The organism is Pseudofrankia sp. EUN1h, from assembly GCF_001854645.1.
GTDB classification, from domain to species: domain Bacteria; phylum Actinomycetota; class Actinomycetes; order Frankiales; family Frankiaceae; genus Pseudofrankia; species Pseudofrankia saprophytica.
Window position 1 is genome coordinate 126,631 of record NZ_MBLN01000065.1, and the last position, 12,915, is coordinate 139,545.

Annotated in this window: 11 protein-coding genes; 4 read left to right on the forward strand and 7 right to left on the reverse strand. The window is 71.8% G+C overall.

Features of this window, described 5'->3' with window-relative positions; translation table 11 throughout:
* Nucleotides 1–208 precede the first annotated feature (208 nt).
* Nucleotides 209–742 carry a winged helix-turn-helix transcriptional regulator gene (locus BCD49_RS25100; RefSeq protein WP_007508978.1) on the forward strand — a complete coding sequence of 178 codons (534 nt, stop codon included), beginning with the start codon at nt 209–211 and terminating at the stop codon, nt 740–742.
* 38 nt (nt 743–780) lie between these two features.
* Here the strand turns inward: BCD49_RS25100 and BCD49_RS25105 are convergent, their stop codons facing one another.
* Nucleotides 781–1,755, reverse strand: a complete 975-nt coding sequence (locus BCD49_RS25105) for a zinc-dependent alcohol dehydrogenase family protein (RefSeq protein WP_007508976.1) — start codon at nt 1,753–1,755, stop codon at nt 781–783.
* A gap of 115 nt (nt 1,756–1,870) precedes the next feature.
* On the opposite strand from BCD49_RS25105, the gene BCD49_RS25110 reads away from it, so the two are divergent.
* Nucleotides 1,871–2,479 (forward strand): TetR/AcrR family transcriptional regulator, encoded by a 609-nt coding sequence (locus BCD49_RS25110; RefSeq protein ID WP_007508974.1) that lies wholly within the window; start codon nt 1,871–1,873, stop codon nt 2,477–2,479.
* Between the two features lie 36 nt (nt 2,480–2,515).
* Here the strand turns inward: BCD49_RS25110 and BCD49_RS25115 are convergent, their stop codons facing one another.
* Complete coding sequence (locus BCD49_RS25115; RefSeq protein ID WP_071041976.1) at nt 2,516–3,433, reverse strand: LysR family transcriptional regulator; 918 nt, start codon at nt 3,431–3,433, stop codon at nt 2,516–2,518.
* Nucleotides 3,434–3,594: 161 nt separating this feature from the next.
* Between BCD49_RS25115 and BCD49_RS25120 the strand changes: the two genes are divergently transcribed.
* On the forward strand, nt 3,595–4,002 hold the full coding sequence (locus tag BCD49_RS25120; protein ID WP_007508970.1) for a nuclear transport factor 2 family protein: 408 nt from the start codon (nt 3,595–3,597) through the stop codon (nt 4,000–4,002).
* Nucleotides 4,003–4,008: 6 nt separating this feature from the next.
* Here the strand turns inward: BCD49_RS25120 and BCD49_RS25125 are convergent, their stop codons facing one another.
* From BCD49_RS25125 to BCD49_RS25145, 5 genes are all read right to left on the reverse strand, one after another.
* Nucleotides 4,009–5,163 carry an LLM class flavin-dependent oxidoreductase gene (locus tag BCD49_RS25125; RefSeq protein ID WP_071041977.1) on the reverse strand — a complete coding sequence of 385 codons (1,155 nt, stop codon included), beginning with the start codon at nt 5,161–5,163 and terminating at the stop codon, nt 4,009–4,011.
* Nucleotides 5,164–5,170: 7 nt separating this feature from the next.
* Nucleotides 5,171–6,562 (reverse strand): LLM class flavin-dependent oxidoreductase, encoded by a 1,392-nt coding sequence (locus BCD49_RS25130; protein ID WP_071041978.1) that lies wholly within the window; start codon nt 6,560–6,562, stop codon nt 5,171–5,173.
* Entirely contained in the window at nt 6,559–7,911 is a 1,353-nt protein-coding gene (locus BCD49_RS25135; RefSeq protein ID WP_051467094.1) for an LLM class flavin-dependent oxidoreductase, read from the reverse strand. The genes BCD49_RS25130 and BCD49_RS25135 overlap by 4 nt, the downstream gene beginning before the upstream one ends.
* Nucleotides 7,912–7,991: 80 nt before the next feature.
* Entirely contained in the window at nt 7,992–9,191 is a 1,200-nt protein-coding gene (locus tag BCD49_RS41040) for an LLM class flavin-dependent oxidoreductase (RefSeq protein ID WP_007508961.1), read from the reverse strand.
* Nucleotides 9,192–9,250: 59 nt separating this feature from the next.
* Complete coding sequence (locus tag BCD49_RS25145) at nt 9,251–10,474, reverse strand: LLM class flavin-dependent oxidoreductase (protein WP_007508959.1); 1,224 nt, start codon at nt 10,472–10,474, stop codon at nt 9,251–9,253.
* Nucleotides 10,475–11,342: 868 nt separating this feature from the next.
* Here BCD49_RS25145 and BCD49_RS25150 point away from each other — a divergent pair.
* Nucleotides 11,343–12,908 carry an ABC transporter substrate-binding protein gene (locus BCD49_RS25150; RefSeq protein WP_007508957.1) on the forward strand — a complete coding sequence of 522 codons (1,566 nt, stop codon included), beginning with the start codon at nt 11,343–11,345 and terminating at the stop codon, nt 12,906–12,908.
* Nucleotides 12,909–12,915 lie beyond the last annotated feature (7 nt).

Genomic DNA, 12,915 nt, shown 5'->3' on the forward strand with positions numbered 1-12,915 from the left:
CCGGGGGCGGGCTGGTGTCACCGGCGACGCCGAGGGGGTGTCGCTGCTGGCGTAGCTGGTTCGTCGGCCCGGCAGGACGAACCCGCCCGACGTGCCGGGCTCGGCGAGGACGGGAGTCAGCCTGCCGGGCGGCCGGAGTACGCGGAAGACTGCACTTCGACGTGCGTTATGCACTTTAAAGTGCGTATCAGCAAAGGGAGGCTGGCCCGTGAGCGAAGTGGACGTCGCATCGGACGAGACAGCGGTCGTCGGTGGAGGAGTCTGCGCGACGGAACGGGACGCCCAGTCGGTCCGTGAGCTGTTCCGCCGCGTCGGTGACAAGTGGTCGCTCAATGTCGTCGCGGAGCTCTCCCCCGGTCCGGTGCGGTTCATGGTCCTGCTACAGCGGATCGACGGGATCTCGCATCGTTTGCTGGCCAAGACACTAAAAAGTCTCGAACGCGACGGGCTTGTTACAAGGGTGGCCTATCCCGAGGTGCCGCCACGGGTGGAATACGCCCTCTCACCGCTCGGTGAGTCGCTTCTCGAGCCGGTCGTCGCACTCGCGGACTGGGCGGAACGCCACCGAGCAGAGGTCGATGTGCACCGCGCCAGCTACGACGCACGCCAGCCGCCACCCGCGCTCTCGGACGGATCGCCGACACCGACACCGACGATGACGGCGACGGCGATCGGCCCGGGGTCCCCTGCCGGCACCGGCCCGGATCTGCCGGCGGGTCCGCGGGCCCGCGGAAGGTGGTGATCGGTCACGGGCGGACCTCGGTCGTTCTGGGCGTCCGGTCAGGTCAGGAGCACGATCCTGCCGAACACTTCGCCGGCGTCCATCTTCTGGTGGGCCAGCACGGCCTGCTCCAGGGGCAGCAGTTCGTGCACCACCGCGTCCAGCTCGCCGCGGCCCGCGGCGGTGAACAGCTCGGCGGTCACGGCGTGCCGGGCGGCCTCGGTCATGGTGTTCGTGCTGAAGGTGGCGAACGACATCGACTTCTGGAACGCCGCGAACAGGTGCGCGGCGAAGTCCGCCGGTGGGTCGCCCGCGACCGCGCCGACGGCGACCATGCGGCCGTTCGGGTTGAGCCTGGCGAAGAAAGACGGCAGGTCCGGGCCGGCCACGACGTCGATGATGACGTCGTAGCCGGCGGGAGCGTCCTGGGGTTCCTCGCCTCGTCCCTCGCCGGCGCGGTCCAGCACGTGGGTCGCGCCGAGCTTGCGCAGCCGGTCGCCCCGCTCGGGCGACGACGTCGTGACCGCGACCGTGCCCGCGCCCTGGCGGGCCGCGAGCTGGACGGCCATGATCCCGATGCCGCCGGACGCGCCGCGGACCAGCACCGACTCGCCCGGCCTGAAGTGGGCGTGGCGAAGGCCGAAGTGGGCCACTCGCCCGGAGCTGCCGAGCGTCACCGCGTCGGCGGCGGAGAGGTCGGCCGGGAGGGGGACGAGCGTCTCGGCCGGCGCGATCGCCCGCTCGGCATAGCCGCCGCCCAGGCCGGTGAACCCCCACACCCGCTGACCGACCCAGGCCGTGTCGACGCCGTCCCCGACCGCCGCCACGGTGCCCGCTACCTCGCCACCGAGGATGTGGCCCTCCTGGAACCCGTAGGCGGCGACGGCGCCGCTTCGGATCATGACGTCGACGCCGCCGACACCGATCGCCTCGGTGGCGATCAGTACCTGCCCGGCGGCGGGAACCGGGTCGGGGAGCTCGACGACGGCGAGGCCCTCGGGTCCTCCGAACCTCTTGATCGCAACTGCCTTCACGGTCGCCTCCGGTTCTGGGATGTGTCTGGGCTGGTCGGCCGACCGTAACGGAGCACCCCGTCCGTTTCGCTAAAGTGAGAGCGGTGACGGCCGAAGTGATATCGACACCGCGGTGATGACGACGCTGCGCTCGGACGCCCGTGACAACCGCGCGCGCATCCTCGCCGTCGCGCGCGCGGCGTTCGCCGCGGAGGGCCTCGACGTGCCGATCCGGGAGATCGCCCGGCGGGCGCAGGTCGGCGTCGCCACCGTCTACCGGCACTTCCAGACCAAGGAAGCCCTGCTGTCCGAGGCCTTCGGCGAGCAGATGGCCCTGTGCTCGGAGGTCGTGGGCGAGGGGCTGGCGGCGGCCGACCCGTGGACCGGGTTCTGCCTGGTGATCGAGAAGCTCATGGAAATGCACGCCCTCGACCGGGGCTTCGCGCGCGCGTTCACTTCTCAGCTTCCCCCGGCGGTCGGCCTCGCCGAGGACCGCGATCACACGCTGCGTCTGCTGCTCGAGCTCGTGCGGCGCGCGAAGGAAGCGGGTTCGCTGCGCGGGGATTTCGTCCTGGAGGACATCGTCCTGGCGCTGATGGCGAACGAGGGTATCCGCGCGGAGTCACCCGGAGTGAGGGTCGTGGCATCACGCCGCTTCGCCGCGCTCATGATTCAGTCTTTCCAGGCGAGCCCCGTGCCGACGCCGCTCCCGCCGGCGGTCCGCCTGCCTCTCACCAGAGGCTGAGACTTTCCCGGGAATCTCTTGGAAACGGCTTCCTTCTCACCTGGCCGTCGGATCGCTGGGCGTGACGGCCCGGGCGGCGGCGATCAGGTCCAGGAGATGGGGGCTGTGGTTGTCGGCCCGGTGGACCAGGGCGGTTTCTATCTTGATGGGAGGGCTGGCCAGGCGGCGGAAGGCAATCCCCGGTAGGGCCTGCCTGGCGAGAAGGTAGGCCTGGTCGGGGTAGAAGACCGTCCAGCTGGCGCCGCCGGCGGCGATCATCGCCAGCATGTCCTGGTCGTTGCTGGCGGGCGCGTGGCTGGGTTCGAATCCCGCCTCGCGGCAAGCGCCGAGCACGGCGTCGACGAGCAGCGGGTTGGCGTCGCGCGGTGGGAGGCGCACCGGCAGCGAGGCGAGCTCCGCCAGGCGGACGGTGCGGCGCCGGGCCGTGGTCACGCCGGTGGGCAGCGCGGCAACGAGCAGATCGGCCCGGAYGTGCGCATAGCGAAGGTGGCGGGCCATCTCGCTGTCAGGGCGGCGGCGGACGAAAGCGACGTCGAGGTCTCCGCCGGACAGGTGCGCGATCCGCTCGCGTTCGGTGAGCCTGACCAGGTCGACGGTGATGTTCGGCTGGCGCCGCGAGAAGTCGCGTAGCACGTGGGTCAGATAGTCACCGAGGCCGGCGCTGGTGCCCAGGCGCAGCGTGCGGACGGTGGGGGCGCCGAGTTCGCGGGCCGCGGCCTGGGCCCGGTCGGCGGCGGCGATCGCCTCCCGGGCGTGGCCGAGGAAGACGCGACCGGCATCGGTGAGCGCCACGCGCCTGGTGGAGCGGTCGAGCAGCGTCACGCTCAGCTCGCGTTCCAGGCGGCGGATCTGCTGGCTGACGGCCGGCTGCACGATGTGCAGCTGCTCGGCGGCCCGTCCGAAGTGCCGGCTGTCCGCCACGGCGACGAAATAGCGCAGCTGCCGAAGCTCCATGTCCGCGCCCTCGATTCATCACGAGTCGTGATGAGACTAGAGGGTGGTTGCTGGTTGAAGGCGAACGGCCAGGCTGGTCGACTGGCCCGGTGGCGCGAGTCCGGATCAACGACGCCGAGACAGGCGCCCGCGCGGAACCCTCCCCGGAAAGGGCCCTTCCTGTGACCACCGAGACCACACGCGCCACCGTCGCCGACTATGTCGCCGCGCTGCGGCGAGGAGATGTCGACGCATTGCGAGCCAGCTTCGCGCCGAAGGCGACGTGGACCATCCGGGGCGACCTGCCGGTCGCCGGTACCTGGACCGGCGCCGGCGAGATCCTGGATGGGTTCCTCGCCCAGGTCGTCGCCACGCTGGACCCCGCGGTGCCCGTGACACAGACCCTGCACCGCATCATCGCCGATGGCGAGCATGCCGTCGCCGAATGGACGAGCCACGCCCAGGCCCGCGACGGGACGCCCTACGACAACGACTACGCGGTGGTGTTCCAGGTACGCGACGGGCTGATCACCTCGGTCACGGAGTACTGCGACACCTCGTATATGAAACGCGTGTTGTTCGAACAGTGAGCGCCGTCATCGGGCCACCGCCGTCCGCTGCCMGGCCTCGTCGATGACGGCCGCGGCGTCGGCGGCCTGATTGCCGGCGAAGGCGGGCCGGCCGCCGTAGGGATCCTGGTCGGTCCACAGCGTGGTCGGCGCCGCCCGCCGGACGACGGGAATCACCTCGGTGGCAAGGCGTTCGAGCATCTCCAGCTGCTGCTCGTGCGGAATCATGGTGGGCAGGCTGAACGCCTGCAGGTCATGGCCGAACCCGGCATGGAAGTACATGATCTTGTCGATGATCTGCTGCGGGCTGCCGACCAGCACCGGGCCCTCGGCGATGGCGTGGTCGATGCCATGGAAGATCATCTCGTTGCCCGGGGTGTGGTTGCCGGGTCGGTTGAAGAACTCGACCATCTTCTCGTAGGTCGGGCCGAAGTGCTCCCGCGCCTGGGCGGTGGTGTCGGCCAGGAAGAGGAAGCCGGCGCCGGCCGCGACATAGCCGTAGCGCGGGTCGTGCCCGTGCCGCGCGTACTCCTCGCGGTAGTGCTCGATGAGCACCGTGTAGTTGTCGCGGGGCTGGATGGCGTTGGCGCTGAACAGCGGGTCGCCATACCGGCCGGCGAGCGCGGCGGAGGTCCGGGTGGTGGCCGAGCCGTGCCAGACGCGGGGCGCGCCGGCGTAGGGCCGCGGCAGGGTGGTGGCCTCGTGCAGCGGCGGTCGGAACCGGCCGGACCACGTGACGTTCTCCTCGCGCCACAGCCGGCGCAGCAGCTCGTACTTCTCGGCGAGCGCATCCCACTGCGTCCCCTGTTCGATGCCGAACAGGGGCAGCTGCCGCAGCTCGTTGCCCTTCCCGATGACCAGCTCCAACCGGCCGCGGGAGAGCTGGTCGATGGTGGCGTAGTCCTCGGCCACGCGCACCGGATCGAGGATGGACAGCACGCTCACCCCGGTCTGGAGGCGCACGCGCGTCGTGGTCGCCGCGATGGCGCCGAGCAGGACCGTGACACCGGAGGACAGCACCGGCCCGGCGTGCCGCTCGCCGATCGCGACCGCGTCCAGGCCCAGCTCCTCGGCGCGCCGGGCGGAGGCCAGCGCCTGCGCGTACCGCTCGGCCGTGCTGACGAGCCGTCCGGTCACCGGGTTCTGGATGTTCGGCAGGATGTCGAGCACCTGGAATCTCATATGTGCCTCACGAGACGTCGTGGGAGGGGGTCACAGGAGACAGTGCCGAGGCGGCGGGCCAGCGACTGGGTGGTCGCGACAGGCCGAGGTTCTCACGCAGCGTGCGGCCGRTGTACTCGGCACGGAACAGGCCACGGCGGCGCAGCTCCGGGATCACCAGGGTGGCGAAGTCGTCGAGCGTGTCCGGAAGGTAGGAGAAGACGACGTTGAAGCCGTCMGCGCCGCGGCCCTCGAACCATTCCTGGATGTGGTCGGCGATCGTCGCCGGGGTGCCGGCGATGGTCCTGGCGTCGCGGGCGAGCTGTTGGGCGAGCTGGCGGATGGTCAGGCCACCGGCCCTGGCCCGTTCGACGATCTGGCGCTGGGCGCTCTGGCTCTGGTTGGACGGCGGCAGGTCCGGCAGCGGCCCGTCCAGGGGGTAGGCGGCGAGGTCGACGCCACCGAGCCAGTAGGCGAGGTCGGCCAGCGCGATGCGCGGGTCCAGCAGCGAGGTCAGCCGTTCGAGCTTGTCCTCGGCCTCGCCGACCGTGCGCCCCACGACCGTCGAGAGGCCGGGYAGCACGACCACCTCATCCGGGTTCCGGCCAGCCGCCTGGGCGCGCGCCTTCAGGTCGGCGTAGAACGCCTGCGCGCCGGCCAGGTCCGGATGGTGGGTGAACACGACGTCGGCCACCGAGGCGGCGAGCGCGCGGCCGGTCTCCGACGAGCCGGCCTGCACGATCACCGGTCGCCCCTGCGGGGGACGCGGGATGTTGAGTGGCCCGGCCACCGCGAAGTGCTTCCCACGATGGTCGAGACGGTGCAGCCTGGCCTCGTCGAAGTACATGCCGGTCTTCTGGTCGTGCAGAAACGCGTCGTCGTCGAAGCTGTCCCACAGGCCGGTCACGACGTCGAAGAACTCGGCCGCACGCTCATAGCGCAGCTCGTGCTCGGGATGCTCGTCGAGCCCGAAGTTCTGTGCCTCTGCGTTGTTCAGCGACGTGACGACGTTCCAGCCGGCCCGTCCGCCGCTGATGTGGTCGATGGAGGCGAAGGTGCGGGCCAGGTGGTAGGGCTCGTTGTAGGTCGTGGAGGCGGTCGCGATCAGCCCGATGTGGCTGGTCGCCGTCGCGAGGGCCGAGATGAGCGTCGTCGGCTCGAAGGAGTCGTTGACGACCGAGACTCGGCTCAGCACCTCCTGGCTGGTGAACGGCACTCCGACGAGGTCGGCGAAGAAGATGGCGTCGAACTTCGCCCGCTCGGCGGTTCGCGCCAGCTCGATCACGTGCCGGATGTTCACGCCCGCGTCGGCCACCGTGTTCGGGTGTCGCCAGGCGGCGAGGAACTCCCCCGGCGGCTTGAGGAACGCGTTCAGGTGCAGCTGACGGGGACGCGGCTGTTCCGGCGACGTGGCGGTCATCGCGCCACCGCCGCCGCTGCCCCGGCGCCGGCGTCGTCTTCGGCCCGCTCGACCGGCCGGCCCGCGGGGCGCGGGAGGCCCAGGTGCCCGCGCAGGGTCGCCTCCTCGTACTCGGTACGGAACAGGCCGCGGCGGCGCAGCTCCGGCACGACCTGGTCGACGAAGTCCTCGGCCGAGCCGGGCAGGTAGGGGAAACTCACGTTGAAGCCGTCGGCGGCCCGGCCGCGGAACCAGCGCTCGATGTGGTCGGCGACCGTCTCGGGAGTACCGATGACCGACGAGACCGCGGCGAACCGCAGTGCCAGCTGGCGGATCGTCAGGTTCTCCCGGCGGGCGAGGCCCAGCAGCAGCTCCTGCCGGCTCAGGCTGCGGTTGGTGACGCCGATGTCCGGCACCGGCCCGTCCAGTGGGTAGGAGGACAGGTCCAGGTCGCCGATGTTGTCCTGCACCACCCGGCGCGCGACGTCGTCGTGCACCAGCTCCTGCAGCTCGTCGAGCCGGGCGCGCGCCTCGGCCTCGGTGCTCGCGACGTAGGGAGCGAGCACCGGCCACACCAGCACGTCGTCGGGATCGCGGCCGTACGCCGCCGCCCGCCGCTTGACGTCGGCGTAGAAGTCCCGCGCGCCCGCCAGCGACGTCTGGGCCGTGAAGATGACCTCGCCGTGGCGGGCGGCGAAGTTCTTGCCGGTCTCCGACGAACCCGCCTGGAAGATCACCGGGTGGCCCTGGGGCGGCCGGGAGATGTTCAGCGGCCCGCGGACCGTGAAGTGCTCCCCCGCGTGGTGCGGCGGGCGCAGCCCGGCGGGGTCGTAGTAGATGCCGCTGGCGCGGTCGCGGAGCACCGAGCCGTCGGCGAAGCTGTCCCAGAGCCCGCGGACGACCTCGACGAACTCCTCGGCCCGCCGGTAGCGCAGGGTGTGGTCGAGGTGGGTGTCGCGGCCGAAGTTGCCCGCCTCCAGCGGGACGACCGACGTCACCACGTTCCAGCCCGCGCGCCCGCCCGACAGATGGTCGAGCGAGGCGAACTTGCGGGCGACGTGGAAGGGCTCGTTGTAGGTGGTGGTCGCGGTCGCGACCAGGCCGATCCGTTCCGTCACCGTCGACAGCGCGGCGAGCAGGGTGAGCGGCTCGAAGTGGTCGGCGCGGGCGGTGCGCCGCAGCGAGTCCAGGTCGTGGCCCCAGACCGCCACCACGTCCGCGAGGAACAGCGCGTCGAAGGTGCCGCGTTCCAGCGTCCTGGCGAGCCGGATGTGCAGGGGCAGGTCCAGCTGCCCGTCCGGTGGCGACAGCGGATGACGCCAGGCGGCGATGTGCCCACCGGAACCATGCACCAGCGCCCCGAGCGTCAGCCGTCGGCGCCTGGCGCCATCCGTACGGCCGCGGCCGCCCGTCGGGGACTGCGCCTGGCCGGTCGCCTGCGCCTGGCCGGTCACAGCGCGGCCCCGACCACGCCGACAGGGTTCGCCACGACGCCGGGGTCCTTCACCGCGCCGGGGTCCTTCACAGCACCGGCCACCGGCCGGCTCGCCGGGTACCAGCCCAGCTCGGGAGCGATCTGGGTCGCGATGACCTCCAGGCGGCGCAGGGTCGCGTCGAAGTCGGCGCCGCCGCCGGCCTCACCCTGGACGGCGGCGATGAAGGTCGAGACGGCGCCGGGACCGACCGGGTTGCGCGCGAGGCTCTCGATGACGGTCTCGACCGGGCCGTGGTGGACGTTCATCGCGTCGAGCGTCGTCAGGTCGTCCGCGTCCGCGCTCAGCCCGAAGCGGGTGAGGTATCCCCGGTAGCGAGCGATGTCGGCCGCGAGGTCGCGGGCCGCCGCCCGCCGGTCCGGGCCGGGGAACACACCGTGCGCCGACGCGATCCGTGCCGGTGGCGCGGCGGCCGGCGGCGCGCTGCGCGGCGGCGCCGTTCGCGGCCGCCAGTCGGACCGTTCGGCGAGATGCTCGGCCTGCTCGACAGCAAGCTGCTCGGCCTCGTGCGCGGCGAGGTAGGCGTCGGCCAGCGGGCGCTGCGCCGTCGCGGCCGGGCCGACCCCGAGGATCAGGCCGTCACCCGCGCGCGCCGCGCGCCGGGCGCCGTCCGCGCTCGACGTCGAGTCCCACAACCGCCCAGTGAGCGTCGGGGCCGGTGGCTGCACCCGCAGGGCATCGGTCCCCGCGAGCGGGTCGCCGCCGAGCAGGCCGCGCAGCCGCGCCAGTGCCTCGGCGAACAGCTCGCGGCGTGCCTCGGCGTCCCGCCCGAAGGCGCCGAACACCGGCGAGCTCGGCCCGCCGGTGCCGAGCCCGAGTTGCAGCCGCCCGCCGCTGAGGGCGTCGAGCACCGCCGCGTCCTCGGCGAGACGGATCGGGTCCTCCAACGGCAGCACGACCACGGCCGTGCCGAGCTCGATCCGCCGCGTCGCCTGCGCCGCCGCCGCCAGCAGCACGAGCGGCGACGGCAGCCGACCGAACTCGGTCTGGAAGTGGTGCTGCGCGACCCAGCCGCTGTCGTAGCCGAGCTCGTCGGCGGCGACGAACAGCTCGACGAGCCGGGGCAGCAGCTCGCGCGGCTCCTCCCGGCCGAACACGTGGGTCAGGAACCCCAGCCGGAACGGCCGCTCGGCGCCGTCCCCCACGGTCGCGACCATGATCGATATCTCCTTGGAAGTCGGCGGATGGACGAGCGGTCCGAAACGATCGCCAGCCGTCAGGCCGGTCTCCCGGCGGGCGCACCGGCGCCGGCGGGAACGGATGGGACAGCAACAGGCGGCGACGCGGCCAGCGACGGAGTGGCCGGCGACGGCGGATCGGGTGACGCCAGCAGGCCCCGGGCGCGCAGCAGCGCCGCCGCGCCCTCAGCCAGCTGGTAGGCCTCCTCCAGGTGCGGCTGGCCGGAGAGGATGAAATGGTCGAGGCCGAGCGCGTGGTACTCCTCGATCCGCTCGGCCACCTGCTCGTGGCTCCCGACGATCGCCGTGCCCGCGCCGCCGCGCACCAGGCCGTAGCCGGCCCAGACGTTCGGGTACACCTCCAGGCGGGTGCGGTCGCCGCCGTGCAGGGCCGCCATCCGCCGCTGCCCGACCGACTCGCTCGCGGCGAAGACGGCCTGGTGGGCGGCGATCCGGGCGTCGTCGAGGCCGGCGAGCAGTCGGTCCGCCTCGGCCCATGCCTCGGCGGCGGTGTCCCGGCTGATGACGTGGAACCGGATGCCGAAGCGCGGGTCACGCTCCCGGCCAGCCGCCGCGGCCAGCGCCCGCACCCGGTCGAGCCGCTCGGCGATCTGCGCCGGCGTCTCGCCCCAGGCCAGGTAGACGTCGGCGTGCCGGGCGGCGACCCGCTCGGCGGCGGGGCTCGCGCCGCCGAAGAAGACCGGCGGTGGCCCCCAGGGACTGGCGTCGACGCTCGCGTCCCGGACGTCGTAGTGCGCGCCGGTGAAGTCGAGCGGCGGGCTTGCGCCGGCGACGCCGCGCAGCACCGTCAGGAACTCGTCGGTACGGGCGTAGCGCTGGTCATGGTCGAGGTGGTCGCCGAACCGGCGCTGCTCGGCCGAGTCGCCGCCGGTGACGATGTTGAGCAGCAGCCGGCCGTCGGAGACCCGCTGGAAGGTGGCGGCCTGGTGCGCGGCGAGCGTCGGCGAGATCAGCCCCGGCCGGAAGGCGACCAGGAACCGCAGCCGGGTGGTGACCTGGCTCAGCGCGGCGGTGACGATCCAGGCGTCCTCGCACCACAGCCCGGTCGGGGTGAGCACCGCCTCGTAGCCAAGCTGCTCGGCGGCCCGGGCGATCTGCCCGAGGTAGCCGACGGTCGGTGCCCGGAACCGCGAGAACCGCGGCGCGCCGTCGGCGCCGTGCCGCGGCTCGCCATCCCCCGAGCCGACGATGCCCCTGTCGTCGCCGTTGGTCGGCAGGTACCAGTGCAGGTGCAGCGGCACGACGTGTGGTTCTCCTTCGTGACGGCGGTCGCCCGCGGGGCTGACCTCTGCGCGGGCGCCGGGTGTGGCGGCTGTGGCGGGCGAGCGATGAAGGCAGCCCGGCAATAGCCGTAGGTACGGCACGGGGCTCGTGGGCGCTGCTGCTGCGGGGGTCGGGGCACGCGCCGGCGGCCGTTTCCCGGCGCGCAGGGAAAGCGGAGTGCCGGCGGGCCCTACCGCGCAAACGCGACAGCCGAGCCCAGCACCGGAACGCGCCGAGCGTCGCATCGCGACGCAGGCCCCGTCAACCGCCAGGACGGTTCACTGCGCGATTGCTGCCGAATTGTTTCTCGCCTTTGACCGCGCCGCCGCGGCGCCGCCAACCGGCACGGAACGGGGCCTGCGACACGGGTCACAGCCTGCCCCGATCGCAACAGCAATGTTGCATATCCACCATCCTGGTCGAGATTGTGGGATACGCTGCCGGTCATGCAGCCGCCATCCGTCTCCCGGCGCGGCCCCCGGCCGCTCTGTCGGGGATCGGCGCAGGTAGCGGTACCACTCACCAGCCGACGCGCGGTCGACCTGATGCGGGTTGCCAGCCGACTCTGTAGCTGAGCCCGCGACCAACCGGCCGTGTGCCCGCCGCACCCTGGCTGCCGGGCCGCCCGTAATGGCGCCGCACAGGCGTTCAGGGATGCCCTCTTCTCCGGCACGACGAGCCCCATGCGTGCTTTCCAGACGCTGACGCCAAATCTCCGCCGCCCGGCACGACGAGGTTCCACATGTCCCTCTTCGGCGAGTCCCGGCGACGCACCCATATCTCTGCCGCCTTCTTTCGCTCGCCTTCTCTTCGCCCTTTCGACGATGCCCAAGGAGCACACAGGCCATGAAGGTCAGACCCCCCAGGCCGAGGCTGGGTTTCCACCGCCCGCGCCGTTCGCTGGCGCTGACCGCCGTCGCGGCGGTCGCCGGGCTGGTCCTCGCGGCCTGCGGCGGCGGAACGACCAGCGACGACGGTGGGACGAGCGGGAGCGGCGGCAAGGGGGCCGACCCGAACGCGACGGTCACCATCGGCCAGGTCCTCGAGCCCGGCACGCTCGACATCACCACGGGCTCCGGCGTCGCCATCGCGCAGGTGCTGCTCGACAACGTCTACCAGGGGCTGCTGGGGCGTGACGAAAAGGGCAACGTGTCTCCGGAGCTGGCGGAGGACTACAAGGTCTCCGGCGACGGGCTCACCTACACCTTCACCCTCCGCGACGGGGTGACCTTCCACGACGGCACCCCRCTCAAGGCGTCGGACGTGGTCTCGTCGCTGAGCAACGTCATCGCGCCCGGGTCGAAGAACCCGAACGCCGGCGACCTCGTCTCGCTCGCCTCGGCCTCGGCGCCTGACGACGCGACGGTCGTGCTGAAGCTGAAGAACCGCGACTCGAACTTCCCCTTCTGGCTCAGCGGCGCCGCCGGCGCGGTGCTCAAGGAAGGGGCGGCGAACCTCGCCAGCACGGCCGTCGGCACGGGGCCGTTCAGGTTCGACTCCTGGAAGCACGGCGACAGCATCACGCTGGTCCGCAACGACGCCTACTGGGGCGCGAAGGCGAGCGTCGCCAAGGTCGTCTTCCGTTACATCACCGACGTGAACGCGCAGAACAACGCGGTGAAGACCGGCCAGGTCGACGTCGGCTCGATCCTCGACTCCGACCTGTTGAACAGCTACGAGGGCAACCAGGACTTCGTGATCGCCAAGGGCGCGTCGACCGACAAGTTCACCCTGGGGTTCAACACCGCCAAGGCCCCGCTGTCCGACGAGCGGGTCCGACACGCGATCCGCCAGGGCATCGACAAGGACGGCCTCATCAAGACCTTCGGCCGGGGCATCCGGATCGGCGGCGACGTCCCGCCGCTCGACCCCTGGTACGAGGACCTCACCGGCATCGACAAGTACGACCCGGCGAACGCGAAGAAACTGCTCGCCGACGCCGGCCACGCGGGCGGCCTCAGCCTGACGCTGACCATCCCGAACATCTACCCGACCACCATCTCCGAGTACATCGCCTCACAGCTCAAGGAGATCGGGGTCAACCTGACGATCCGCTCGGTCGAGTTCCCGACCTGGCTGACCGACGTCTTCACCAACCACGACTACGACCTGAGCGTCGTCGACCACGCCGAGCCGCGCGACCTCGGCAACTACGCCAAGACGAGCTACTACTGGGGTTACAACAACCCGCAGGCCCAGCAGCTGTACCAGGCCGGGGTGACCGCGACCACCGACGCCGACCGGGACACCAACTTCAAGGCGCTGGCCAAGCTGATCTCCCAGCAGGCCGTCAGCGACTGGCTGCTCCTCGGCGAGTCCCTCCAGGTCGCCAGGACCGGCGTCACCGGTTATCCGACGAACAACATCTCGTCGCGCTACGACGCGTCGAAGATCGTCGTCACTCGCTCGTGACGAACCC